Source organism: Streptomyces sp. NPDC018029, from assembly GCF_044327655.1.
GTDB lineage: Bacteria > Actinomycetota > Actinomycetes > Streptomycetales > Streptomycetaceae > Streptomyces.
Genome location: NZ_JBIRFV010000009.1, coordinates 52,966 through 78,318 on the forward strand (window position 1 = coordinate 52,966; position 25,353 = coordinate 78,318).

At 70.4% G+C, this 25,353-nt stretch carries 22 protein-coding genes; 16 read left to right on the forward strand and 6 right to left on the reverse strand.

Annotation, left to right across the window (positions count from 1 at the left end; translation table 11 throughout):
- The first annotated feature begins 2 nt into the window (after positions 1–2).
- From murD to ACH4D5_RS26715, 10 genes are all read left to right on the forward strand, one after another.
- Positions 3–1,418 (forward strand): UDP-N-acetylmuramoyl-L-alanine--D-glutamate ligase, encoded by a 1,416-nt coding sequence (murD, locus tag ACH4D5_RS26670; RefSeq protein WP_398307202.1) that lies wholly within the window; start codon positions 3–5, stop codon positions 1,416–1,418.
- A gap of 48 nt (positions 1,419–1,466) precedes the next feature.
- The gene (ftsW, locus tag ACH4D5_RS26675; protein ID WP_398307204.1) at positions 1,467–2,777 is read left to right on the forward strand and encodes a putative lipid II flippase FtsW; all 1,311 of its coding nucleotides are present in this window, start codon (positions 1,467–1,469) and stop codon (positions 2,775–2,777) included.
- A 6-nt stretch (positions 2,778–2,783) separates the two neighbouring features.
- Positions 2,784–3,878, forward strand: coding sequence for an undecaprenyldiphospho-muramoylpentapeptide beta-N-acetylglucosaminyltransferase (gene murG / locus ACH4D5_RS26680; RefSeq protein WP_362992424.1), 1,095 nt, complete (start codon positions 2,784–2,786; stop codon positions 3,876–3,878).
- Between the two features lie 14 nt (positions 3,879–3,892).
- Positions 3,893–4,684 (forward strand): cell division protein FtsQ/DivIB, encoded by a 792-nt coding sequence (locus tag ACH4D5_RS26685; protein WP_398307206.1) that lies wholly within the window; start codon positions 3,893–3,895, stop codon positions 4,682–4,684.
- 275 nt (positions 4,685–4,959) lie between these two features.
- A complete protein-coding gene (gene ftsZ, locus ACH4D5_RS26690) occupies positions 4,960–6,198 on the forward strand; it encodes a cell division protein FtsZ (protein ID WP_398307208.1) in 1,239 nt (412 codons plus the stop codon).
- A gap of 37 nt (positions 6,199–6,235) precedes the next feature.
- Entirely contained in the window at positions 6,236–6,946 is a 711-nt protein-coding gene (pgeF, locus tag ACH4D5_RS26695) for a peptidoglycan editing factor PgeF (RefSeq protein WP_398307210.1), read from the forward strand.
- A 6-nt stretch (positions 6,947–6,952) separates the two neighbouring features.
- On the forward strand, positions 6,953–7,672 hold the full coding sequence (locus ACH4D5_RS26700) for a YggS family pyridoxal phosphate-dependent enzyme (protein ID WP_398307212.1): 720 nt from the start codon (positions 6,953–6,955) through the stop codon (positions 7,670–7,672).
- Between the two features lie 124 nt (positions 7,673–7,796).
- Positions 7,797–8,432, forward strand: coding sequence for a cell division protein SepF (locus tag ACH4D5_RS26705; RefSeq protein ID WP_398307214.1), 636 nt, complete (start codon positions 7,797–7,799; stop codon positions 8,430–8,432).
- Between the two features lie 80 nt (positions 8,433–8,512).
- Positions 8,513–8,797 carry a YggT family protein gene (locus tag ACH4D5_RS26710; RefSeq protein ID WP_150166801.1) on the forward strand — a complete coding sequence of 95 codons (285 nt, stop codon included), beginning with the start codon at positions 8,513–8,515 and terminating at the stop codon, positions 8,795–8,797.
- 58 nt (positions 8,798–8,855) lie between these two features.
- The gene (locus ACH4D5_RS26715; RefSeq protein WP_398307216.1) at positions 8,856–9,974 is read left to right on the forward strand and encodes a DivIVA domain-containing protein; all 1,119 of its coding nucleotides are present in this window, start codon (positions 8,856–8,858) and stop codon (positions 9,972–9,974) included.
- 172 nt (positions 9,975–10,146) lie between these two features.
- Here the strand turns inward: ACH4D5_RS26715 and ileS are convergent, their stop codons facing one another.
- Entirely contained in the window at positions 10,147–13,302 is a 3,156-nt protein-coding gene (ileS, locus tag ACH4D5_RS26720; RefSeq protein ID WP_398307218.1) for an isoleucine--tRNA ligase, read from the reverse strand.
- Between the two features lie 594 nt (positions 13,303–13,896).
- Between ileS and ACH4D5_RS26725 the strand changes: the two genes are divergently transcribed.
- The 5 genes from ACH4D5_RS26725 to ACH4D5_RS26745 all read left to right on the forward strand — a co-directional run bounded on the left by ACH4D5_RS26725 (position 13,897) and on the right by ACH4D5_RS26745 (position 18,749).
- The gene (locus ACH4D5_RS26725; RefSeq protein WP_398307220.1) at positions 13,897–14,889 is read left to right on the forward strand and encodes a TraR/DksA family transcriptional regulator; all 993 of its coding nucleotides are present in this window, start codon (positions 13,897–13,899) and stop codon (positions 14,887–14,889) included.
- A gap of 78 nt (positions 14,890–14,967) precedes the next feature.
- A complete protein-coding gene (lspA, locus tag ACH4D5_RS26730; protein ID WP_398307222.1) occupies positions 14,968–15,597 on the forward strand; it encodes a signal peptidase II in 630 nt (209 codons plus the stop codon).
- A gap of 69 nt (positions 15,598–15,666) precedes the next feature.
- Positions 15,667–16,608 (forward strand): RluA family pseudouridine synthase, encoded by a 942-nt coding sequence (locus ACH4D5_RS26735; protein ID WP_398307224.1) that lies wholly within the window; start codon positions 15,667–15,669, stop codon positions 16,606–16,608.
- The gene (locus ACH4D5_RS26740) at positions 16,605–17,075 is read left to right on the forward strand and encodes a GNAT family N-acetyltransferase (RefSeq protein ID WP_398307226.1); all 471 of its coding nucleotides are present in this window, start codon (positions 16,605–16,607) and stop codon (positions 17,073–17,075) included. The genes ACH4D5_RS26735 and ACH4D5_RS26740 overlap by 4 nt, the downstream gene beginning before the upstream one ends.
- Before the next feature lie 87 nt (positions 17,076–17,162).
- Positions 17,163–18,749, forward strand: coding sequence for a Na+/H+ antiporter (locus tag ACH4D5_RS26745; RefSeq protein WP_398307228.1), 1,587 nt, complete (start codon positions 17,163–17,165; stop codon positions 18,747–18,749).
- A 16-nt stretch (positions 18,750–18,765) separates the two neighbouring features.
- Here ACH4D5_RS26745 and ACH4D5_RS26750 read toward each other — a convergent pair whose 3' ends face one another.
- The gene (locus tag ACH4D5_RS26750) at positions 18,766–19,857 is read right to left on the reverse strand and encodes a mechanosensitive ion channel family protein (protein WP_398307230.1); all 1,092 of its coding nucleotides are present in this window, start codon (positions 19,855–19,857) and stop codon (positions 18,766–18,768) included.
- A gap of 68 nt (positions 19,858–19,925) precedes the next feature.
- On the opposite strand from ACH4D5_RS26750, the gene ACH4D5_RS26755 reads away from it, so the two are divergent.
- Entirely contained in the window at positions 19,926–20,495 is a 570-nt protein-coding gene (locus tag ACH4D5_RS26755; RefSeq protein WP_398307232.1) for a dienelactone hydrolase family protein, read from the forward strand.
- Between the two features lie 16 nt (positions 20,496–20,511).
- On the opposite strand, the gene ACH4D5_RS26760 is transcribed toward ACH4D5_RS26755, so the two are convergent.
- The 4 genes from ACH4D5_RS26760 to ACH4D5_RS26775 all read right to left on the reverse strand — a co-directional run bounded on the left by ACH4D5_RS26760 (position 20,512) and on the right by ACH4D5_RS26775 (position 25,215).
- A complete protein-coding gene (locus ACH4D5_RS26760) occupies positions 20,512–22,200 on the reverse strand; it encodes an alkaline phosphatase D family protein (RefSeq protein WP_398307234.1) in 1,689 nt (562 codons plus the stop codon).
- 83 nt (positions 22,201–22,283) lie between these two features.
- The gene (locus tag ACH4D5_RS26765; protein WP_398307236.1) at positions 22,284–23,084 is read right to left on the reverse strand and encodes a DsbA family protein; all 801 of its coding nucleotides are present in this window, start codon (positions 23,082–23,084) and stop codon (positions 22,284–22,286) included.
- 43 nt (positions 23,085–23,127) lie between these two features.
- Positions 23,128–23,811 (reverse strand): hypothetical protein, encoded by a 684-nt coding sequence (locus ACH4D5_RS26770; protein ID WP_398307797.1) that lies wholly within the window; start codon positions 23,809–23,811, stop codon positions 23,128–23,130.
- A gap of 75 nt (positions 23,812–23,886) precedes the next feature.
- Positions 23,887–25,215: a DUF2252 domain-containing protein gene (locus ACH4D5_RS26775; RefSeq protein ID WP_398307238.1), complete on the reverse strand. Its 1,329-nt coding sequence runs from the start codon at positions 25,213–25,215 to the stop codon at positions 23,887–23,889.
- Between the last annotated feature and the right edge of the window lie 138 nt (positions 25,216–25,353).

Sequence of the window (25,353 nt, forward strand, 5' to 3'; positions counted from 1 at the left end):
CTGTGTCCGACTGGCAGGGCAGGAACATCACCGTCGCCGGTCTCGGCGTGAGCGGCATCAGCGCCGCCCGCGCCCTGGCCGGCCTCGGCGCGACGGTGACCGTCGTGGACGGCGGCTCCGGAGAGGCGCACCGGGAACGCGCCGCCTCTCTGGAGAGCGAGGGCATCTCCGTACGCCTGGGAGACGCCGAGAGCCTGCCGCCCGGCACGGACCTCGTCGTCACCTCGCCGGGCTGGAAGCCGTCGTCGCCGCTGTTCGCCGCGGCCGCCGAGGCGGGCGTGGACGTCATCGGCGACGTCGAGGTCGCCTGGCGGCTTCGCGGCCCCGACGCGGCCCCCTGGCTCGCCGTCACGGGCACCAACGGCAAGACCACGACGACGCAGATGCTCGCCTCGATCCTTCACGCGGCGGGCCTGCGCACGGCCGCCGTCGGCAACATCGGCACCCCGATCGTGGACGTGGTCCTCGAAGGCGACGACGCGTACGACGTGTTCGCCGTCGAGCTGTCCTCGTACCAGCTGCACTGGGCGCCCTCGCTGCGCGCCCACTCCGCGGCCGTCCTCAACCTCGCGCCCGACCACCTGGACTGGCACGGCTCCATGGAGGCGTACGCCGCCGACAAGGGCCGCATCTACGAGGGCAACCGGATCGCCTGCGTCTACAACGTCGCGGACAAGGCGACCGAGGACCTGGTCCGCGAGGCCGACGTCGAAGAGGGCTGCCGCGCCATCGGTTTCACGCTGAACGCGCCCGCACCCTCGCAACTGGGCGTGGTGGACGGCATCCTGGTCGACCGTGCCTTCGTGCCGGACCGCCAGAAGCAGGCCCAGGAGCTCGCCGAGATCTCCGACGTCCAGCCGCCCGCGCCGCACAACATCGCCAACGCGCTGGCCGCGGCGGCCCTCGCGCGCGCCTTCGGCGTGCAGGCGACGGCCGTCCGCGACGGGCTGCGCGCCTTCCGCCCGGACGCCCACCGCATCGAACACGTCGCCGACGTCGAGGGCGTCGCGTACGTCGACGACTCCAAGGCCACCAACACCCACGCCGCCCAGGCGTCGTTGGCGGCATACGAGTCGATCGTCTGGATCGCGGGCGGGCTCGCCAAGGGCGCCACCTTCGACGAGCTCGTCGCGGGCGCCGCGAAGCGGCTGCGCGGCGCCGTCCTCATCGGCGCCGACCGCGAGCTGATCCGCGAAGCCCTCGCGCGACACGCCCCCGAGGTCCCGGTCGTCGACCTCGACCGGACCGACACTGGGGCGATGTCCGAGGCGGTACGGCGGGCGGCGGAGCTGGCTCAGCCGGGGGACACCGTGCTGATGGCTCCGGCCTGTGCGTCGATGGACATGTTCACCAACTACAACAAGCGTGGTGAAGCGTTCGCGGACGCCGTCCGCGAACTCGGTCCCACGCGCGCCTGACCGGGCTGTCCGTCCGGCGGGCGCCGGGCACACCCTTGGGAGGGGAACGTGGCCAGGTCATCCGTGCGGGTCGCCAGACGACCGGCTCCGGTACGCGCCAGAGGTGCCTCCCACCCTCCGGGCGAGAGCGGGCTCCGGCGGCTCCACAACAGGATCCGCCGGGCCTGGGACCGGCCGCTCACCGCGTACTACCTCATCCTCGGCAGCAGCCTGCTGCTCACCGGGCTCGGCCTGGTGATGGTCTACTCCGCCTCGATGATCCAGGCGCTGCAGCTGGACCTGCCCGCCTCGTACTTCTTCCGGAAGCAGTTCGTGGCGGCCGTGCTCGGCGCGATCCTGCTCCTGGTCGCCATGCGGATGCCCATCAAGCTGCACCGGGCGCTCGCCTATCCGATCCTCGCGGTGACCGTCTTCCTGATGGTCCTCGTGCAGATCCCGGGGATAGGGCGCAGCGTCAACGGCAACCAGAACTGGATCTACCTGGGCGGCCCGTTCCAGCTCCAGCCCAGTGAGTTCGGCAAGCTCGCCCTGGTCCTGTGGGGCGCCGACCTGCTGGCGCGTAAACACGACAAGCGGCTCCTTACCCAGTGGAAACACATGCTGGTGCCGCTCGTGCCGGTCGCCTTCATGCTGCTCGGACTCATCATGCTCGGCGGCGACATGGGCACCGCGATCATTCTCACCGCGATCCTCTTCGGCCTGCTGTGGCTCGCGGGAGCACCCACCCGGCTGTTCGCCGGCGTACTGGGCATCGCGACGCTGCTCGGTGTGATTCTCATCAAGACCAGCCCGAACCGCATGGCCAGGCTCGCGTGCATCGGCGCCACCGACCCGGGCCCCGGCGACCAGTGCTGGCAGGCCGTACACGGCATCTACGCCCTGGCCTCCGGCGGATTCTTCGGTTCCGGACTCGGCGCGAGTGTGGAAAAATGGGGTCAACTGCCTGAACCGCACACCGACTTCATCTTCGCCATCACCGGCGAGGAACTCGGTCTGGCGGGGACACTGTCGGTGCTCGCCCTGTTCGCGGCTCTAGGCTATGCGGGTATCCGCGTGGCCGGACGCACGGAGGACCCCTTCGTGAGGTATGCCGCGGGAGGCGTGACCACCTGGATCACGGCGCAGGCCGTGATCAACGTCGGTGCGGTGCTCGGTCTGCTGCCGATCGCCGGTGTCCCGCTCCCGCTGTTCTCCTACGGGGGTTCGGCCCTGCTGCCGACCATGTTCGCCATCGGACTCCTCATCGCCTTCGCGCGATCGGACCCGGCGGCGAAGGCGGCCCTGGCCATGCGGCAACCTCGGGTGAGATGGAACACGATGCGACGGCGCGTCAAGGCGCGTTCGTCCGGAGAGCGGTGAATTTCGGTGCATGTCGTACTCGCCGGTGGGGGGACCGCCGGCCACATCGAGCCCGCGCTCGCCCTCGCGGACGCCCTGCGGAGGCAGGACCCGACCGTGGGCATCACGGCCCTGGGCACGGAGCGCGGACTCGAGACCCGGCTCGTACCCGAGCGGGGCTACGAACTCGCGCTGATCCCGGCCGTCCCGCTGCCGCGCAAGCCCACCCCTGAACTGATCACCGTCCCGGGGCGGCTGCGCGGCACCATCAAGGCGGCCGAGCAGATCCTGGAGCGCACCAAGGCGGACTGCGTCGTCGGCTTCGGCGGCTACGTCGCCCTGCCCGGCTACCTCGCGGCCAAGCGGACCGGGACGCCGATCGTCGTGCACGAGGCCAACGCGCGCCCCGGCCTCGCCAACAAGATCGGCTCGCGGTACGCCCACGGGGTGGCCGTCGCCACCCCCGACAGCAAGCTGCGCAACTCCCGCTACATCGGCATCCCGTTGCGGCACACCATCGCGACGCTCGACCGGGCCCGGGTCCGCCCGGAGGCGCGTGCCGCCTTCGGTCTCGACCCGAACCTGCCGACGCTGCTCGTCTCGGGCGGCTCGCAGGGCGCCCGGCGGCTCAACGAGGTCGTCCAGCAGGTCGCCCCCGTGCTCCAGCGCGCGGGCATCCAGATCCTGCACGCGGTCGGCCCGAAGAACGAATTGCCGCAGGTGCACCAGATGCCGGGGATGCCCCCGTACATCCCGGTACCGTACGTGGACCGGATGGACCTCGCGTACGCCGCGGCCGACATGATGCTCTGCCGCGCGGGCGCGATGACCGTGGCCGAACTCTCCGCCGTCGGGCTCCCCGCCGCCTACGTCCCGCTGCCGATCGGCAACGGCGAACAGCGGCTCAACGCCCAGCCGGTGGTCAAGGCCGGCGGCGGACTCCTCGTCGACGACGCGGAACTGACGCCCGAGTGGGTCCAGGGCAACGTGCTGCCCGTGCTGGCCGACCCGCACCGGCTGTACGAGATGTCCCGCGCGGCCTCGGAGTTCGGCCGCAGGGACGCCGACGACCTCCTCGTCGGCATGGTGTACGAGGCGATTGCGTCACGCCGCAACGCGTGAGAAGGCAGGGGACCGTGGCCGGACCGACCACCGCCGAACGGCAGCAGAAGAAGTCCGGCCCGCCCCGCCCGCAGCGCACCCGCCGTCCCGGGCTGCCGCGTTCGCGCACTCTGATCGTCGTACTGGTGCTCGCCGTGCTCCTCGGCGCCGGCGGGCTCTGGGTGCTCTACGGCTCGCAGTGGCTCCGCCTCGAACGTGTGACGACGTCGGGAACCGGTGTCCTGACGCCCGACGAAGTGCGGGAGGCGGCCGACGCACCCGTCGGGACACCACTGATTTCGGTCGACACGGACGCCATCAAGGAGCGGCTGCGCTCAAAATTGCCCCGAATTGACTCGGTTGACGTCGTCCGGTCCTGGCCGCACGGAATCGGACTCGAAGTGACGGAACGCAAGCCGGTCCTCGTTCTCGAAAAGGGCGGAAAGTTCGTCGAAGTGGACGCCGAGGGAGTGCGATTCGCCACGGTCGAGCGCGCGCCCAAGGGGGTGCCGGAGCTCGAATTGGCGTTGGACCGGGAGAGCGGGGCGGCCAGCCTGCGCAGGTTCGGCACCGGCCGGCTGCTGCGCGAGGCGGTGCGGGTCGCCGGTGACCTGCCCGAAGCCGTGGCCCGCGATACCCGGAGCCTCAAGGTCCGCTCGTACGACTCCATCTCGCTGGAGTTGAGCGGCGGGCGCACCGTCGACTGGGGCAGTGGCGAGAAGGGCCGATCCAAGGCCACTACCCTCGTCGCGCTGATGAAAGCGGCTCCCAAGGCGCGGCACTTCGATGTGAGCGTCCCCACCGCCCCTGCGTCAGCGGGGAGTTGACGCATATCGTCGCAGGCCAGCACCCTGGTTCGGCAGCGCTACGGCTGATCACATAGGGTGAAAAGAAAAACGGGAGGTTCGGCGTGTTCGTTGAACGTGCGCCACTTGTCGACTTAGTGTCCTGTTCGGAAGAGTCCAAGGAACAGACACACTGGTAACCCTAAACTTCAGCGTTAGGGTTCGGGTCGGCGTTCGGACCGTCCCATTCGGCATCAGTCGCCGCATCGCATCGATGCGAAACGGCGACACGTAACTCGAGGCGAGAGGCCTTCGACGTGGCAGCACCGCAGAACTACCTCGCAGTCATCAAAGTCATCGGTGTCGGCGGCGGTGGTGTCAATGCCATCAACCGGATGATCGAGGTCGGTCTCAAGGGCGTCGAGTTCATCGCCATCAACACCGACGCGCAAGCCCTGTTGATGAGCGACGCCGACGTCAAGCTCGACGTCGGCCGTGAACTCACCCGCGGCCTCGGCGCCGGCGCCAACCCGGCCGTCGGCCGCAAGGCCGCAGAGGACCACCGCGAGGAGATCGAGGAGGTCCTCAAGGGGGCCGACATGGTCTTCGTCACCGCCGGCGAAGGCGGTGGTACCGGCACCGGCGGCGCACCCGTCGTCGCCAACATCGCGCGCTCGCTCGGCGCCCTCACCATCGGTGTGGTCACCCGGCCGTTCACCTTCGAGGGCCGGCGCCGCGCCAACCAGGCCGAGGACGGCATCGCGGAGCTGCGCGAAGAGGTCGACACCCTCATCGTCATCCCCAACGACCGGCTGCTGTCCATCTCGGACCGGCAGGTCTCCGTCCTCGACGCGTTCAAGTCGGCGGACCAGGTCCTGCTCTCCGGTGTCCAGGGCATCACCGACCTCATCACCACGCCCGGCCTGATCAACCTCGACTTCGCCGACGTCAAGTCGGTCATGTCCGAGGCCGGTTCGGCCCTCATGGGCATCGGCTCGGCCCGCGGCGACGACCGCGCGGTGGCCGCAGCCGAGATGGCGATCTCCTCGCCGCTCCTCGAGGCGTCCATCGACGGCGCCCGCGGCGTGCTGCTCTCCATCTCCGGCGGCTCGGACCTCGGCCTCTTCGAGATCAACGAAGCGGCCCAGCTGGTCAGCGAGGCCGCGCACCCCGAGGCCAACATCATCTTCGGCGCGGTCATCGACGACGCGCTCGGCGACGAGGTCAGGGTCACCGTCATCGCGGCGGGCTTCGACGGCGGCCAGCCACCGTCCAAGCGGGACAACGTCCTCGGCTCGGCGTCGTCGGGAGCCCCCAAGCGCGAGGAGCCGGCCCCGTCCTCCGCACCGTCCCGCCCTGCGGAATCGTCCCGCCCGGCCTTCGGCGGCCTCGGCAGCGTCACCCCGCGCGACGAGCCCTCAACCCCGGAGCCCGCGGAGCCGGCCCCGGTGAGCGAGGCCCCGTCCGCGCCGACGGCGCCGCCGCAGGTCCCGCCGGCCCGTCCCTACCAGGACAGCCAGGCCGAAGAGCTGGACGTGCCGGACTTCCTGAAGTGATGTCGGACTTCTCGAAGTGATAAGCAAGCACAGCACCGTGAGCGGCGCGCACTTCGCCTTCACCGACAGGTGGGGCGGGGTGAGCGCCGTTCCGTACGAAGAGCTCAACCTCGGCGGCGCGGTCGGCGACGACCCCGAGGCCGTGCGCACCAACCGCGCGCTGGCCGCCAAGTCCCTCGGCATCGACCCGGCCCTGGTCGTCTGGATGAACCAGGTGCACGGCAGTGACGTCGCCGTGGTCGAAGGACCGTGGGAGTCCGACGCGGAGATCCCGGCCGTCGACGCGGTGGTGACCGCCCGCAGGGGCCTCGCCCTCGCCGTCCTCACCGCGGACTGCACGCCCGTCCTGCTCGCCGATCCGGTGGCCGGGGTCGCGGCCGCGGCGCACGCGGGCCGCCCCGGCATGGTGGCGGGAGTCGTGCCCGCCACGGTCGAGGCCATGGTGGCGCTCGGCGCGGACCCCGGGCGCATCGTCGCCCGCACCGGCCCCGCCGTCTGCGGGCGTTGCTACGAAGTGCCGGAGGCGATGCGCGCCGAAGTCGCCGCCGTCGAGCCCGCGGCGCACGCCGGGACGAGTTGGGGTACGCCGGCGGTCGACGTGACCGCCGGGGTGCACGCCCAACTGGAGCGGCTGGGGGTGTGCGACCGGGAGCAGTCGCCGGTGTGCACCCTGGAATCCGGTGACCATTTCTCGTACCGCCGCGACCGGACCACCGGCCGCCTCGCGGGCTATGTCTGGCTGGACTGATAGGGCATGACGGAGCGTAAGTCTCAACTCGCCGCAAATCTGGCGAAGGTCGAGGAGCGCATCGCCGCGGCGTGCGCGGCGGCCGGGCGCAAGCGGGAAGAAGTGACCCTGATCGTGGTCACGAAGACCTATCCGGCGAGCGATGTGCGGATTCTCTCCGAACTCGGTGTGCGGCACGTCGCGGAGAACCGGGACCAGGACGCGGCGCCGAAGGCGGCCGAGAGCGCGGACCTGCCCCTCACGTGGCACTTCGTCGGCCAGCTGCAGACCAACAAAGTCCGTTCCGTGACCGGTTATGCCGATCTGGTGCAGTCCGTGGATCGTCCCAAGCTCGTCACAGCTCTCTCGGCGGCCGCGGTGCGCGCGGAGCGCGAGATCGGCTGTCTGATCCAGGTCGCGCTCGACGCCGAGGAGAACGGCCGGGGCGAGCGCGGGGGCGTGGGGCCCGGCGGAATCGAAGAGTTGGCCGACCTCGTCGCGGGGGCGCCGGGGCTGCGGCTCGATGGTCTGATGACCGTGGCGCCGCTGACCGGACCGTACGCGGGACGGCAACAGGCGGCGTTCGAGCGGTTGATGGAATTCTCAACCCTCATGCGCGCGGCTCATCCTGCTGCGAACATGGTGTCGGCAGGGATGAGTGCGGACCTCGAACAGGCTGTGGCGGCCGGGGCGACACATGTGCGCGTCGGTACGGCGGTACTCGGAGTCCGACCCGGGCTCGGGTAACGTCGCCAAGAAGTCGGACCACAGCAGAAAATATGGTCATTCTCGCTGTTGGGCGGGGATACCTCGTGGATCGCGGGCAGTTGACGACGACAGCCGATCCACCACAGAGCGGAGGACTCAGAGCATGGCCGGCGCGATGCGCAAGATGGCGGTCTACCTCGGCCTCGTGGAGGACGATGGGTACGACGGTCCGGGGTTCGACCCCGATGACGAGTTCGAACCCGAGCCGGAGCCCGAGCGCGACCGCAGGAGGCACGAACCATCGCATCAGTCGCACCAGTCCCATCAGTCACAACGGGACGAATCGGTACGAGTGGTGCAGCCGCCCGCCCCGCGCGAGCCGGCGGCCCATTCCGCTTCGCCATCCGCGGAATCCGGACGTCCGGCGCGAATCGCCCCCGTGGCATCCATCACACCTGAACGCCAGAGCCTGGAGAAGAACGCACCGGTGATCATGCCCAAGGTCGTGTCCGAGCGGGAGCCCTACCGCATCACCACATTGCACCCCCGGACCTACAACGAGGCCCGTACCATCGGGGAACACTTCCGTGAGGGCACCCCGGTGATCATGAATCTGACCGAGATGGATGACACGGACGCGAAGCGACTTGTCGACTTTGCGGCCGGTTTGGTCTTCGGCCTGCATGGCAGCATTGAACGAGTGACGCAGAAGGTGTTCCTGTTGTCGCCTGCTAACGTCGATGTAACGGCGGAGGACAAGGCTCGCATCGCAGAGGGCGGGTTCTTCAACCAGAGCTGAGACGCAGTGATGCAGTAGTTGCCGTAGACGCAGTACCGGAACGACGAAGTACGAGTAACAGGGGAGAGGGAACCGCGAACATGAGCGTGGTCGTGCAGGTGCTTTACATCGCGCTGATGTGCTTCCTCATCGTGCTGATCTTCCGGCTCGTCATGGACTACGTCTTCCAGTTCGCCCGCTCATGGCAACCCGGCAAGCCGATGGTGGTCGTTCTGGAGGCCACCTACACTGTCACTGATCCACCGCTCAAGCTCCTGCGGCGGTTCATTCCGCCGCTGCGTCTCGGGGGCGTGGCGCTCGACCTGTCCTTCTTCGTACTGATGATCATCGTCTACATCCTGATCCACATCGTGAGTCAGCTGTGATGAGTGCGATGTCTAATACGGTCTTGCCGAATGCCGACGACTACGTTGAGGTGAAGAGATGCCGTTGACCCCCGAGGACGTGCGGAACAAACAGTTCACGACCGTCCGCCTCCGAGAAGGCTATGACGAGGACGAGGTCGATGCCTTCCTCGATGAGGTCGAAGCCGAACTGACGCGACTCCTCCGCGAGAACGAGGACCTGCGCGCCAAGCTCGCCGCGGCCACCCGTGCCGCCGCGCAGAACCAGCAGCAGGGCGGGATGCGCAAGGGCCCCGACGGGCCGCAGGACCAGCGCGGTCCCGGCGCCCCCGTGCCCGCCGCAATATCAGGTCCGCAGCCGGTGCCGCCGCAGCAGCATCAGCAGCAGCAGATGGGTGGCCCCATGGGCGGCCCGCCGCAGCTGCCCGGTGGCGCGCCGCAGCTGCCCGCAGGCCCCAGCGGCCACGGCCAGGGGCATGGCCCGCAGGGCGGTCCGCAGGGTCCCGGCCCGATGGGTCAGGGTCCGATGGGCGGTCCCATGGGTGGCCCCATGGGCGGTCACGGTCCGCAGATGCCGCAGCCCGGTCAGGGCCCCGGTGGCGACAGCGCCGCCCGTGTGCTCTCCCTGGCGCAGCAGACCGCCGACCAGGCGATCGCGGAGGCCCGTTCCGAGGCCAACAAGATCGTCGGCGAGGCTCGCTCGCGCGCCGAGGGCCTCGAGCGTGACGCCCGTGCCAAGGCCGACGCCCTGGAGCGGGACGCGCAGGAGAAGCACCGCGTCGCGATGGGCTCCCTGGAGTCCGCTCGCGCCACGCTGGAGCGCAAGGTCGAGGACCTGCGCGGCTTCGAGCGCGAGTACCGCACGCGTCTGAAGTCCTACCTGGAGTCGCAGCTGCGCCAGCTGGAGACCCAGGCCGACGACTCGCTGGCCCCGCCGCGCACGCCGGCCACCGCCTCGCTGCCGCCGTCCCCGGCGCCGTCGATGGCTCCGGCCGGTGCGGGTGCCCCGTCCTACGGCGGCAACCAGTCGATGGGCGGTGGCAACCAGCAGAACGGCGGCCCGTCCTACGGCAGCCAGCAGCAGATGTCGCCGGCGATGACCCAGCCGATGGCGCCGGTGCGGCCGCAGGGCCAGCAGCCGATGCAGCAGGCTCCGTCGCCGATGCGTGGCTTCCTCATCGACGAGGACGACAACTGACGGGCGTGACCACGCCTTAGGCGTCGGCAGCGTTCAGGGCCGGGCCCCCGGATATTCCGGGGGCCCGGCCCTTTGTCGTGCTTGTACGGCTGTCCAGGTGTCGGCTCGGCCCGCATGCGAAAGGCCCGGTCCCGCCGATGATCTCGGCGGGACCGGGCCTTCGTGCGAGCGCTTACGCCTTGCGGAGGCGGAAGGTCAGCTTCAGGGAGTCATCCGTGAACGGCTGTCCGAACGTGTCGTCCGCCTCACCCCGGGCGAAGTCGGTCGCGAGGACCTCGTCCGCGATGAGCTCGGCGTGCTCGGCCAGGGCCGTCTCCACCGCCGGGTCCGCGGAGGTCCACCGCAGGGCGATCCGGTCGGCGACGTCCAGGCCGCTGTTCTTGCGGGCCTCCTGGATCAGGCGGATCGCGTCGCGGGCCAGGCCGGCGCGGCGCAGCTCCTCGGTGATCTCCAGGTCAAGGGCGACCGTGGCGCCGGACTCGGACGCCACCGACCAGCCCTCGCGCGGGGTCTCCGTGATGATGACCTCGTCGGGGGCGAGCGTCACCGTCTCGCCGTCGACCTCGACCGACGCCGTGCCCTCGCGCAGGGCCAGCGACAGCGCGGCCGCGTCCGCGTCGGCGACGGCCTTGGCGACCGCCTGGACGCCCTTGCCGAAGCGCTTGCCGAGCGCCCGGAAGTTGGCCTTGGCCGTGGTGTCGACCAGTGAACCGCCGACTTCGGAGAGCGACGCCAGCGAGGAGACGTTGAGCTCCTCGGTGATCTGGGTGTGCAGCTCGGGGTTGAGCGACTCGAAGCCCGTGGCCGCGATCAGCGCGCGGGAGAGCGGCTGACGGGTCTTGACGCCGGACTCCGCGCGCGTGGCGCGGCCGAGCTCGACGAGCCGGCGCACGAGCACCATCTGCTGCGACAGCTCCGGGTCGATGGCGGAGAGGTCCACCTCCGGCCAGGAGGAGAGGTGCACCGACTCCGGGGCGTCGGGCGTGACCGGCACGATCAGGTCCTGCCAGACACGCTCCGTGATGAACGGGGTCAGCGGGGCCATCAGGCGCGTGACCGTCTCGACGACCTCGTGCAGGGTGCGCAGGGCCGCCTTGTCGCCCTGCCAGAAGCGGCGGCGCGAGCGGCGCACGTACCAGTTCGAGAGGTTGTCGACGAAGACGGAGAGCAGCTTGCCGGCGCGCTGGGTGTCGTAGCCCTCCAGGGCCTGGGTGACCTGGTCGGTCAGCGCGTGCAGCTCGCTGAGCAGCCAGCGGTCCAGGAGCGGGCGGTCGGCGGGCGCCGGATCGGCGTCGCTGGGGGCCCACTTCGACGTACGGGCGTAGAGCGCCTGGAAGGCGACCGTGTTCCAGTACGTGAGGAGGGTCTTGCGGACGACTTCCTGGATGGTGCCGTGGCCGACGCGGCGGGCCGCCCAGGGGGAGCCGCCGGCCGCCATGAACCAGCGGACCGCGTCGGCGCCGTGCTGGTCCATGAGCGGGATGGGCTGGAGGATGTTGCCCAGGTGCTTGGACATCTTGCGGCCGTCCTCGGCGAGGATGTGGCCGAGGCAGACCACGTTCTCGTACGAGGACTTGTCGAAGACCAGGGTGCCGACGGCCATCAGCGTGTAGAACCAGCCGCGGGTCTGGTCGATGGCCTCCGAGATGAACTGCGCCGGATACCGGCTCTCGAAGAGCTCCTTGTTCTTGTACGGGTATCCCCACTGGGCGAACGGCATCGAGCCCGAGTCGTACCAGGCGTCGATGACCTCCGGCACGCGCGTGGCCGTGCTGGAGCAGCCCTCCTGGGGGCACGTGAAGGTGATCTCGTCGATGAACGGGCGGTGCGGGTCCAGGGAGGACTGGTCGGTGCCCGTCAGGTCGGAGAGCTCGGCGCGGGAGCCGACGCAGGTGAGGTGGTCCTCCTCGCAGCGCCAGATGGGCAGCGGGGTGCCCCAGTAGCGGTTGCGGGACAGCGCCCAGTCGACGTTGTTGGTCAGCCAGTCGCCGAAGCGGCCGTGCTTGACCGAGTCCGGGAACCAGTTGGTCTTCTCGTTCTCCTGGAGGAGGCGGTCCTTGATGGCGGTGGTGCGGATGTACCAGGACGGCTGCGCGTAGTACAACAGCGCCGTGTGGCAGCGCCAGCAGTGCGGGTAGCTGTGCTCGTACGCGATGTGCTTGAAGAGCAGGCCCCGGTCGGCCAGGTCCTTCGTGAGACTTTCGTCCGCCTTCTTGAAGAAGACACCGCCTACGAGGGGGACGTCCTCTTCGAAGGTGCCGTCGGGGCGGACCGGGTTCACGACCGGCAGACCGTACGACCGGCAGACCTTGAGGTCGTCCTCACCGAAGGCGGGGGACTGGTGGACGAGGCCGGTGCCGTCCTCCGTCGTCACGTACTCGGCGTTCACGACGTAATGCGCCGGAGCCGGGAACTCGACCAGGTCGAAGGGACGTTGGTAGTTCCAGCGCTCCATCTCGGCGCCGGTGAAGGTCTCGCCGGTCACCGTCCACCCCTCGCCGAGGGCCTTCTCGACGAGCGGCTGGGCCACGACCAGCTTCTCGGGATTCTCTGAGCCCTTCGTCGCGACGACGTACGTGACGTCGGGGTGCGCGGCGACGGCGGTGTTGGAGACGAGGGTCCAGGGGGTCGTCGTCCAGACCAGGAGGGCGGCCTCGCCCGCGAGGGGACCGGAGGTGAGGGGGAAACGGACGTAGACGGACGGGTCGACGACCGTCTCGTAGCCCTGCGCCAGCTCGTGGTCGGAGAGGCCCGTGCCACAGCGGGGGCACCAGGGGGCGACGCGGTGGTCCTGGACGAGGAGGTCCTTGTTGAAGATCTCCTTCAGGGACCACCAGACCGAGTCGACGTACTCCGGGTTCATCGTGCGGTACGCGTCGTCGAGGTCGACCCAGTACCCCATGCGGGTCGTGAGCTCGGCGAAGGCGTCGGTGTGCCGGGTCACGGACTCGCGGCACTTGGCGTTGAACTCGGCGATGCCGTACGCCTCGATGTCCTTCTTGCCGTTGAACCCGAGCTCCTTCTCGACGGCGAGCTCCACCGGGAGGCCGTGGCAGTCCCAGCCGGCCTTGCGGGCCACGTGGTAGCCCCGCATGGTGCGGAAGCGCGGGAAGACGTCCTTGAAGACGCGGGCTTCGATGTGATGGGCGCCCGGCATGCCGTTGGCGGTCGGCGGGCCCTCGTAGAACACCCACTCGGGGCGGCCCTCGGACTGCTCGAGGCTCTTGGCGAAGATCTTCTGCTCTTGCCAGAAGTCGAGCACGGCGTGCTCGAGGGCGGGCAGGTCGACCTGGGCGGGCACCTGACGGTACTGCGGCGGCGTATTCAACGAAGTCCTCCGGCGGATGTGCTGCCTTCCGTCGGAGGGACGAGAGCCGTGTGCGCCTGGTGCGGCGCGCTCCCGCGGTACCACCCTCCTTGGCCCTCCGGAACGGGGTCCGTGCCGGTGAGCCCCCTCATTGGGGTCGCGAAACCGGGTCTACTCGCCTCGGCTGGGACGCCTCGGCTTTCTTCCGGCGGCTCCGGGGTGATCTTCACGTCGCGCTCGCCCCCGGGCTCACACCGTCCCCGGGTCGCTCATGGCTGCGTACGCCGCTACTCGTCCCCATCCACGCTTCTCGCTGCCGCCCAGTGTACGGCGCCCGGTGAGCGGCGGCCGACCGGTTTTCCGGGAGCCCTGGGACGGGTGGGGGAGGAGGGGACGACTGACCCGAATGGCGACATGCGGGGCGGGCGGATCCGGGCGGGCGCCCACCGGCGGATTACCCGCCGGGGAGTTGGGCACAACGCATGCAGACTCGCCGCGCGGCACCCGTGGGGCGGGCGAATCGGGCGGCGTGCCCCGTTGCCGCGGGCCTGGAGTCGATTTATCGTCCCAGCACGATTCGCGAGCAAGATCACAATATGTGAAGGGGCCGCGGCCATGGTGGCGAAGAAGACCGCCGTACAGCAGTCGGCGTCCGGCAGATCCACCGACGCGGGGGCGGCGTCCGACGCCGAAGGGACGGTGACGGGGAAGAAGGCCGCGGTGAAGAAGGCGGTGGCGAAGAAGGTCGCCGCGAAGAAGGCGGTGGCGAAGAGGGCGGTGATGGGGGAGCCGGCGAAGAAGGCTCCGGCGAAGAAGGCCCCTGCGAAGAAGGCCATGGCCAAGAAGGCTCCGGGCCCGGTCAAGGAAGGGGAAGCCCAGGAGGCGGGTGCCGAGGCGGACGCTGAGAGCGCTGCCAAGGAGCACGCCCCGGCAAAAAGCTCCCCCAAGAAGAGCACGGCCAAGAAGATCGCAGCAAAGAAGACCACGGCGAAGAAGGCCACGGCCAAGAAGACCGCCAAGAAGAGCACGGCTCAGCAGGGCACGGACAACGGAACGGCCGCGTCCGCGGCCGAAGGTGCGGCTGAGGCCGCGGAGACGACGGGAGCCACGACGGTGGTTGCGAAGAAGACTCCGGGCACGGCGACAGCGGCGAAGCAGCCCACGGCGGCGCCCCAGGCGGTGCCGAAGGCGCGGGCCGCCGCGGTGGGGCCCGGCGAGCTCGCGGTGCGGCCTGGCGAGGATCCCTGGACTCCGGCGGAGGTCGCGGAGGCCCGCACGGAGCTCCAGAGCGAGTCGCTGCGGCTGCGCAGCGAGATCGCGTCCTCCGAGGACGCCCTGGCGGGGCTGATGCGGGACTCCGGTGACGGGGCGGGCGACGACGAGGCGGACACCGGCACGAAGAACATCACGCGGGAGCACGAGATGTCGCTGGCCGCCAACGCGCGCGAGATGCTGGAGCAGACCGAGCGCGCCCTGGAACGCCTCGACGCGGGGACGTACGGCCTCTGCGAGAACTGCGGCAACGCCATCGGCAAGGCGCGGATGCAGGCCTTCCCCCGCGCGACGCTGTGCGTGGAGTGCAAGCAGAAGCAGGAGCGGCGCTCCTGAGCGCGGCCTGGGCTCCGGGAACCGTATGCGTGTGCCGTACCCTCGTCCCCAGTCAGGTACCTAGGTTGAGGGACTCACGTGGCAGAGGCGGAGCGCATCATCGGTACGCCGGACATCCCTGAGGCGGCCGGGGACGAGTCGGAGCACTCCGGTTCGGACTCCGACGAGACGGCGGCGGGCGGTCGGGACGGGCAGCGGGACGAGGCCGGGACCGGCGGCAGGGGCAAGCGCAAGATCGCCGTGCTGTTCACGGTGGCCGTCGTCGCGTACGCCCTGGACCTGATCAGCAAGATGATCGTGGTGGCGAAGCTGGAGCACCACGACTCGATCGAGCTGATCGGCGACTGGCTGCGCCTCTCCGCCATCCGGAACGCGGGCGCGGCCTTCGGCTTCGGCGAGGCCTTCACGGTGATCTTCACCTGCATCGCCGCGGCGGTCATCGTGGTGATCGCCCGGCTCGCCCGCAAGCTGTACAGCCTGCCCTGGGCGATCGCGCTCGGCCTGCTGCTCGGCGGCGCGCTCGGCAACCTCACCGACCGCCTCTTCCGCTCGCCCGGCGTGTTCGAGGGCGCGGTCGTCGACTTCATCGCCCCGAAGGGCTTCGCGGTCTTCAACCTCGCGGACTCGGCGATCGTCTGCGGCGGCATCCTGATCGTGCTGCTGTCCTTCCGCGGCCTCGACCCGGACGGCACCGTCCACAAGGACTGAGGCCCAGCCGGAGCGTCCCCGGGTGCCCTGTGGTGCGGGAGTGTCGGTGCGCTCCTGCATACTCAATGGGTGAGCACGATTCCCGAGATCCGTACCCTGCCCGTGCCGGACGGCCTGGAGGGCGAGCGCGTCGACGCCGCCATCTCGCGCATGTTCGGGTTCTCCCGTACGAAGGCCGCCGAGCTCGCCGCGGCGGGGAAGGTCTCGGTCGACGGCTCGGTGGTCGGCAAGTCCGAGCGGGTGCACGGCGGCGCCTGGCTGGAAGTGGAGATGCCGCAGGCGCCCGCTCCGGTGCAGATCGTCGCCGAGCCCGTCGAGGGCATGGAGATCGTGCATGACGACGACGACATCATCGTGATCGTCAAGCCGGTCGGCGTGGCCGCGCACCCGAGCCCGGGCTGGACGGGGACGACCGTGATCGGCGGCCTCGCGGCGGCCGGTTACCGCATCTCGACCTCCGGCGCCGCCGAGCGCCAGGGCATCGTGCACCGCCTGGACGTCGGCACGTCGGGCCTGATGGTCGTCGCCAAGTCGGAGCGTGCGTACACCTCGCTGAAGCGCCAGTTCAAGGAGCGCACGGTCGACAAGCGGTACAACGCGCTCGTGCAGGGCCACCCCGACCCGATGAGCGGCACCATCGACGCCCCCATCGGCCGCCACCCGAACCACGACTACAAGTGGGCGGTCACCGCCGAGGGCAAGCCCTCCGTCACGCACTACGACCTCATCGAGGCGTTCCGCGCGGCCTCCCTGCTCGACATCAAGCTGGAGACCGGCCGCACGCACCAGATCCGCGTCCACATGTCGGCCCACCGGCACCCCTGCGTGGGCGACCTGACGTACGGCGCGGACCCCACCCTCGGCAAGCGCCTCGGCCTCACGCGCCAGTGGCTGCACGCGGTCCGGCTCGGCTTCGAGCACCCGGGCGACGGCCAGTGGGTGGAGTACGAGAGCGGCTATCCCGACGACCTCCAGCTGGCGCTGGACCGGGTGCGGGCGGAGAGCGCGTGACCGGTGTGACGGTCCGGGTCGCCCGGGACGCGGACGACCTGGAGGCCTGCTTCGCGGTCCGCAAGGACGTCTTCGTGGCCGAGCAGCAGGTGCCCGAAGAGCTCGAGTACGACGCGTACGACGCCGACGCGGTGCACGTCCTGGCCGTGCGCGAGGACGGCGTTCCGCTCGGCACGGGACGGCTCCTGACCGGGGCCGCCGCCGCGGCGAAGAACGGCGGCGAGGCCGGAGTGGGCGCGCTCGGCCGGCTCGCCGTGACGCGGTCCGCGCGCGGGCTCGGCGTGGGGGCATCGCTGGTCGCGGCCATCGAGGACGCGGCACGCGAGCGTGGCCTGACAGCCGTGGACCTGCACGCGCAGACGCACGCGCTGGGTTTCTACGAACGCCTGGGGTACGAGGCGTACGGACCGGAGTTCCCGGACGCGGGCATCCCGCATCGCGCGATGCGCAAGTCGCTGACCCGCTAGCCGCGGGGCATTGGTCCGGTTGGCGGGGAATGCGTGGCAGGGTTGAGGTCTTGATCGTCCAAGCCTCGACCGCCGGAGGGCACACCCGTGGATCAACTGGCACTGGTGCTCATCTTGCTGCTCGGTGCTGTGCTCACCGTGCCCCTCGGGGACCGGCTCGGGCTGCCGGCGCCCGTTCTCATGACGCTGGTGGGGATCGGCATGGCCCTGCTGCCGTTCGTGCCCAATGTCGAGATCCCGCCGGACTACATCCTTCCGCTGGTGCTCCCGCCGCTGCTCTACGCCTCCGTGCAGCGCACGTCCTGGCGGCAGTTCACGGCCAACATCCGGCCGATCTTCCTGCTCGCCGTGGCGCTCGTGTTCGTGACGACGGCGGCCGTCGCCGCGATGGCCAACTCCATCGTGCCGGGGCTGCCGATCGCGGCGGCCGTGGCGCTCGGGGCGCTCGTCGCGCCGCCCGACCCCGTGGCCGCGACCGCGGTCGCCGGGTCGCTCGGGCTGCCGCGCAGGCTCGTGTCGATCCTGGAGGGCGAGGGGCTCTTCAACGACGTCACGGCGATCGTGCTCTACCACGTGGCGATCGCGGCGGCGGTGAGCGGCACCTTCTCCTGGCCCTCCGCCGTGGGGCTCCTGGTGCTCTCGGCCGTGGTCGCCATCGCCGTCGGCCTCGTGCTCGGCTGGCTCACCAACAAGCTCATGGGGCTGCTCGGTGACGCCACCCTGCAGACCGGCCTGACGCTCCTCGTGCCGTTCGTCAGCTACGTCCTCGCCGAGGAGCTGCTCGGCTCCGGCGTGCTCGCCGTCCTCACCACCGCGCTCTACCTCGCCGAGAACGCCGTCGACGCCGACGACGTGCTCGGACGCATCACCGGGCAGACCTTCTGGCAGATCGTCGACACCCTGGTCACCGGCATCGCCTTCGGGCTCATCGGACTCGAACTGCACAACGTCTTCGGCATCGCGAACGACCGCGAGTGGCACATGTTCGGCTGGGGCGCGGCGGTCGTCGCGGTCGTCGTCGGCGTACGACTGCTGTGGCTGCTGCCCGCGACCTGGCTGGCCAAGCGGCTGCACAAGCGGCGCGACGTCGACGAGGAGATCCCGACCACGTGGCGGGAGACCGTCGTCATGTGGTGGTCGGGGATGCGGGGCGTGGCGTCCGTCGCGCTGGCGCTCGCCATTCCGCTCAAGACGGACGACGGGAGCCCGTTCCCCGCCCGCGACGAGATCATCTTCCTCGCCTTCTGCGTCATCATGGCGACCCTCGTCGTCCAGGGGCTCACCCTGCCCTGGCTGGTGCGGAAGCTCGGGGTGCGCGCCGACGCCGACGCGGAGCGCGAGCTGGAGCGCACGCTCGCGCTCCGCGCCGCCAAGGCCGCCAAGCGCCGCCTCAAGGAGATCCAGGAGGTCGAGGAGCTCCCCGACGACGTCAGCGAGCGGCTCCAGCGGGGCGCCCTCGACATCGGCACCAGGATCAGCCCCGACCTGCTCGACGACGAGCGGCGCGAGCGGTACGCCAAGCGCGTCGACCGGCTGAAGGCCGTCCAGCGCATCCAGCGCGAGATGATGTCGGCCGCCCGCCACGAAGTGCTCGCCGCGCGCAGCGAGGCCGGAGCCGACCCGGAGGTCGTCGACCGGGTCCTGCACCACCTCGACGTACGCAGCCTGCGCTGACGACCTGTGCTCCGGTTCAGCCGCGGCCGGTGCGCGGGGACTTCGGTGCGAGGTGGAGCGGGCGGTGGCCGTTCGGGGTCGGCTCCGCGGGGGCCGTGTTGATCCGCGGCAGCGCGTACGGATGGTGCTCGGTCAGCCACTGGATGAGCTGTTCGCGCACCATGACCCGCACGGTCCAGATGTCGTCCGCGTCCTTCGCGGTGACCAGGGCGCGGACCTGCATGGTGCTCGGCGTCGTGTCCGTGACGGCGAGCCCCCAGTCCCGGCCGTCCCACGCCGCGCAGTCCCGCAGGATGTCCTGGAGCTTCGCGCGCATCTTGTGGACCGGCGCCGAGTGGTCCAGGTGGAAGAAGACCGTGCCGGTCATCTGCGCGCCGCCCCGCGACCAGTTCTCGAAGGGCCGCGAGGTGAAGTACGACACGGGCATGGTGATCCGGCGCTCGTCCCAGGTGCGCACCGCGAGGAACGTCAGGGTGATCTCCTCCACGGTGCCCCACTCGCCCTCCACCACGACGGTGTCCCCGATGCGCACCATGTCGCCGAAGGCGATCTGCAGGCCCGCGAAGAGGTTGCCGAGGGTGGACTGGGCGGCGACACCGGCGACGATGCCGAGGATGCCGGCGGAGGCCAGCAGGGAGGTGCCCGCGGCCTGCATGGCGGGGAAGGTCAGGAGCATCGCGGCGGTCGCCACCACGGCGACGATCGCGGTGACCACCCGCTGGATGAGCGTCACCTGCGTACGGACCCTGCGGACCCGGGCCGGGTCGCGGTGGACCGCGGCGTAGCGCGCGTACGTGGACTCCACTATCGCCGCGGCGATCCGCACGACCAGCCAGGCCGTGGAGCCGATGAGCACGAGGGACAGGATCCGCCCGATGGCCGCCGAGTGGTCCTTGGCGAGCTCGGCATGGCCGTAGGTGCCTCTCAGCAGGGCGGCGCACAGGACGACGTGGAAGGGGACGCGGCAGCGGCGCAGCAGACCCCACAGCGGGGTCTCGTGATGCCGTTCGTCGGCCCGGCGCATAGCGAAGTCGACCAGCCAGCCGACCAGCACTGTGAGCACGACCGAGCCGCCGATCACGATCAACGGACGCAGTACGTTCTCCATGCCTCCGAGAGTAGGGGCATGGGGTGCCTCGGAGGGGAGGGGGCCCTGGCGGATGGCACGATGGCTCCATGAACATCGTGCTTTTCCATTCGACGTACGGCCTGCGGCCGGCGGTGCACGCGGCGGCCGACCGGCTGCGCGGCGCCGGACACGAGGTGTGGACCCCCGACCTCTTCGAGGGCCGCGTCTTCGACGACGTCGAGGAAGGCAGGGCCTTTCAGAACGAGCTCGGCAAGGACGAGATCCTGAAGCGGGCGATCCTCGCCGCCGCGCCCTACTCCGAGCGCGGGCTCGTGTACGCGGGGTTCTCGCTCGGCGCCGCGACCGCGCAGACCCTCGCCCTCGGCGACGAGAAGGCGCGCGGCCTGCTGCTCCTGCACGGCACCTCCGACCTCGCGGAGAACGCGTCCGTGGACGAGCTGCCCGTGCAGCTGCACGTCGCCGAGCCCGACCCGTTCGAGTCCGACGACTGGCTGAGCGCCTGGTATCTCAGGATGGGCCGGGCCGGGGCCGATGTGGAGATCTACCGCTACGCGGGCGCGGGGCACCTCTACACCGACCCGGACCTCGACGACTACGACGCCGAGGCCGCGGAGGCGACGTGGCGCACGGCGCTGGGCTTCCTGGAGACGCTCTAGTCCGTGGCCGCTCGGTTCAGCGGACGGGGGCGTGCACCCGCTCCACCTTCTGCGTGCCGCTGCGCGTGCGGTACGAACGGGCCCAGGACGAGGTCGCCCCGGGGTCGGTCCGGTCCGAGACGACGTAGTAGTCCATCTGCGAACGCTCGGCGGTGACGTCGAGGACTCCGTAGCCGTGCGAGTCCATGTCCAGCCACTTCACATGGCGGTTGGCGGCCTTGAGCGCGCCCGCGGCCACGAGGGAGACGGTGTGCGGGGCGACGCCCAGCATGTCGTCGATGTTGTCGGAGCTCACCGAGGTGACCACGAACTCCGTGGCGGCGGACGGTGAGAGCGGGTACGTGGCCGCCTTGACCGGTACGTCGTTCGCCCAGGCCATGTGGATGTCGCCGGTCAGGAAGACGGTGTTCCGGATGTTCCGGTCGCGCAGGTGGGCGATGAGCTCCTTGCGGTCGTCCGTGTAGCCGTCCCACTGGTCGGCGTTGATGGCCAGGCCCTCCTTGGGGAGGCCGAGCAGCTCCGCCAGCGGCTCCAGGAGATGGGCGGGCAACGAGCCGAAGGCGACCGGCGAGATCATCACCGAGGTCCCGACCAGTTTCCAGGCCGCCTCCGAGGACGCCAGGCCCGACTTGAGCCAGTCGAGCTGGGCGCGGCCGGTGAGCGTGCGGTCCGGGTCGTCGACCGCGCCGCTGCCGAAGCCCGCCTGCTCGGAGCGGAAGGACCGCAGGTCGAGCAGGTGCAGATCCGCGAGCTTCCCGAAGCGGACGTGGCGGTAGACGGTGCCTTCGGTGGAGGGGCGCACGGGCATCCACTCGAAGTAGGCCTGCTTGGCCGCGGCCATGCGTCCCGCCCAGCCGCCCTCGGTCTCCGGGGAGTGGTTCACGGCCCCGCCCGACCAGGCGTTGTCGGCGAACTCGTGGTCGTCCCAGATCGCGATGACGGGGTGCGCCGCGTGCATCGCCTGCGCGTCGGGGTCGGTCTTGTGGACGCCGTGCCGGGTGCGGTAGTCGGCGAGCGTCTGGATCTCGTGCCTCGGCTCGTGCGGTCGGACGACGTGCTCGGGGGCCGGGTACTCGCCGCTCTTGTACTCGTATATGTAGTCCCCGAGGTGGAGGACCGCGTCGAGGTCGGTGCGGGCCGCGAGGTGGCGGTAGGCGGAGAAGTGGCCCGCCTCCCAGTTGGCGCAGGACACCACACCGAAGCGGACGCCGTGCGCGGAGGCGTCGTGCGCGGGGGTGGTGCGGGTACGCCCCACGGCGGAGCGGACGTCTCCTACGGAGAAGCGGAAGTAATACGTGGTCGCCTGGCGCAGGCCCCTTACATCGGCCTTGACCGTGTGGTCGGCCGCGACCCGCGCGGTGGTGCTGCCGTGCGCCACGACCTGGGTGAACCCCTTGTCCTCCGCGACCTCCCACACCACTTCTGTGTCGGGGCCTTTGCCGGACCCCGGTACGGCGTCCGGCGTGGGGGTCACGCGGGTCCAGAGCAGGACGCCGTCGGGCAACGGGTCCCCGGAGGCCACTCCGTGGTGGAAGGCGGGTCTTTCGGCGGCGTGCGCGGGTATGGAGGCGAGCGGCGCGGCGAGCGCGGCGCCGGCGGCCGCCACCTTGACGACGGTACGGCGGCTCGGGGCGGAGGAGTGGGGCGCAGGGGTGCTGGACGCCGGGGAGTTGAGCGGCGAATGAAGATCGTTTCGACTGGTCACGGACGATCACGATACTGATCGGTAACCGCGAGAGGGAGGCGAACTCGTCAAGTTCGCCCCCCTCTTGAGTACTGTTCAGCCGACTACTTCGTGACGCCCGCCTTCTTCAGGGCGGCCTTCCAGGCGTCGGGGGTCTTCGGCGTCTCGACCACCTTGCCGTTGATCTTGATGGTCGGGGTGGACTGCACGCCCTCGGCCGACTGGAAGGAGTCGCTCATCTTGAGGGCCCAGGGGTCGAAGGTCCCCTTCTCGACGGCGCTCTTGAACTTCTTGTTGTCCTTGAGGGCGTCCACGGTGTTCGCCACCTTGATGAGGTACTCGTCCTTCGCGAACTCGTCGGTGGACTCCGTCGGGTGGTACTTGGTCGAGAACAGGGCGGTCTTGTACTCCAGGAACGCCTCGGGGCTGACGTTCAGCGCGGCGCCGAGCGCGCTGAGGGCGTTCTTCGACCCTTCGCCCGAGAGGTTGTTGTCGAGGAACGTCCCGATGGTGAAGTTCAGCTTGTAGTCGCCGTCCTTCATGCCCTTGTCGATCGCCGAGCCGATGGACTGCTCCATGGCGGCGCAGCCGGGGCAGCGCGGGTCCTCGTACAGGTGGACCGTGTTCTTCGTGTCGGACTTGCCGATCGTGACCGTGGTGCCGTCCTCGCCCGAGGTGTTCGCGGGCTTGACGACCTTCTTGTCCTTGGCCTCTTCCCAGTAACCGGGCTTGTTGGACTGCATGACGGCGTAGCCGACGCCGCCCGCGATCGCGAGGACGCCGACGATCGAGACGCCGACGATGACGGCACGCTTCCGCTTCTCCCGCTTGCGCTCGGCTTCCTGCTGGGCGCGGATCCGCTCGCGGGCGGCGGACTTGGCGGCCTGGCTGTTGCGCTTGCTCATGATCTTTTTCTCCGTGTGGGTGAACTGCGTGGGGGTGCTGTGCTCAGGCGAAGACGGCCGAGCACGGCGGTCCACGCCGCCCCACGAAGTGCACGAGCAGCCGCGTGCGCGCCGCCCGCACCCGGCGCGCGGGGCGCGGGGCGCGGCGTACGGGCGTCCGGAAGGTGGTGACCGCGGCGACCGCGATCAGCAGGGGCCGGAAGGTCGCGGCGGCGACCGCGCGGAGCAGCTGGGCCAGCGCCCGCTCGCCGCGCCGCAGCCAGGCCGCCGCGAGGAGGCCCACGCCGACGTGCGCACCGAGCAGCAGCCAGGCGGCGGCCGGGTCCACGTCGGCCAGCAGCACGGCGGCGCCGTGCCCGTCCGCCGTCATCCGGGCCAGGGGCGATCCCACGGGCGCCCCGCCGCACAGCACGTCGAAGCCGACGGAGCGCAGCGGACCCGCGACGGGACCGCCCGCCTCGCCGTAACAGACGTGCTGGCCCGCGGTGAACACCGTGTCGGCGGCCAGTTCGAGAGGGATCAGCAGGGTCGCGATCCGCCCGTATCCCCGCTCGCGCCCCGCCATCGCGTACGCGATGAGGAAGACGGGGGCGGCGATCGCCGCGACGGTGGTCAGCGGCAGGGGGACACGGGACAGCAGCACGTGCGACGCGGCGGAGAGCGTCACGACGAATGCCGTGAACAGCGCCGCGCGCACGGCTCTGAGCTGGGTCCCGGATATGTCCATCGCGGAGGAGTGTGCCATGTGTTCCTGTGGGAGGCCCATAAAGGGTGCCTATGAGCCCCTCGGGCCTCCGTGCGCCTACAGGCCCGGAATGCGGCCGTTGCGGAACAGGTCGACGAAGATCTGGTGGTCCGCACGCGCGCGTGCGCCGTAGCTGTGCGCGAAGTCCACGAGCAGGTCCGCGAAGCCGTCCTCGTCGGCCGCGATGGCGGCGTCGATGGCGCGCTCCGTGGAGAACGGCACCAGGTCCGAGTGCCCGCTCTCGTCGTCCGCCGCGGCGTGCATCGTGGCGGTGGCGCGGCCCAGGTCGGCGACGACCGCGGAGATCTCCTCCAGGTCGTCGATGTCCGACCAGTCCAGGTCCACGGCGTACGGCGAGACCTCGGCGACGAGCTGTCCCGCGCCGTCCAGCTCGGTCCAGCCGAGCCATGGGTCGGCGTGCGCCTGGAGGGCGCGCTGCGAGATGACGGTGCGGTGCCCCTCGTGCTGGAAGTAGTCGCGGACCGTGGGGTCCGTGATGTGGCGGGAGACCGCGGGGGTCTGGGCCTGCTTGAGGTAGATCACGACGTCGTTCTCCAGGGCGTCGCTGTTGCCCTCCAGGAGGATGTTGTACGAGGGCAGGCCGGCGGAGCCTATGCCGATGCCGCGGCGGCCGACGACGTCCTTCACGCGGTACGAGTCGGGGCGGGTGAGGGAGGACTCCGGGAGGGTCTCCAGATAGCCGTCGAACGCGGCGAGGACCTTGTAGCGTGTGGCCGCGTCGAGCTCGATGGAGCCGCCGCCCGGCGCGAAGCGGCGCTCGAAGTCGCGGATCTCCGTCATCGAGTCGAGCAGCCCGAAGCGGGTCAGGGAGCGGGCGTCGCGCAGCGCGTCCAGGAGGGCGCCCTGGGCGGTGTCCAGCGTGAAGGGCGGCACCTCGTCGCTCTTGGCGCCCGTCGCGAGGTCGTGGATGCGCTCGCGGTACGCCGCGGCGTAGGTCCGCACGAGGTCGGTGATCTGCTCGTCGCTGAGCGCCTTCGTGTACCCGATCAGGGCGACGGAGGCGGCGAAGCGCTTGAGGTCCCAGGTGAAGGGGCCGACGTACGCCTCGTCGAAGTCGTTCACGTTGAAGATCAGGCGGCCCTGGGAGTCCATGTACGTGCCGAAGTTCTCCGCGTGCAGGTCGCCGTGGATCCACACCCGGCCCGTGCGGTCGTCCAGATAGGGCCCGCCGTGCTGCTCGCGCTCCAGGTCGGCGTAGAACAGGCAGGCCGTGCCGCGGTAGAACGCGAAGGCGGAGGAGGCCATCTTCCGGAACTTCACCCGGAACGCGGCGGGGTCCGCGGCGAGCAGCTCGCCGAACGCGGTGTCGAAGACGGCGAGGATCTGCTCGCCGCGCTGCTCAGCGCTGGGCTGCGGGACCGACATCGCTGGGTGCCTCCTGGTACAGGGTGATGCGTGACATGGGGGGCGGATGGGCCGCCCCTGGGGCGGACGGGCCCGCCGGGGGGCGGACGGTCCGCCCGTGGGACGGATGGTCCGCCCCTTCCAACGCTCGACCGTACT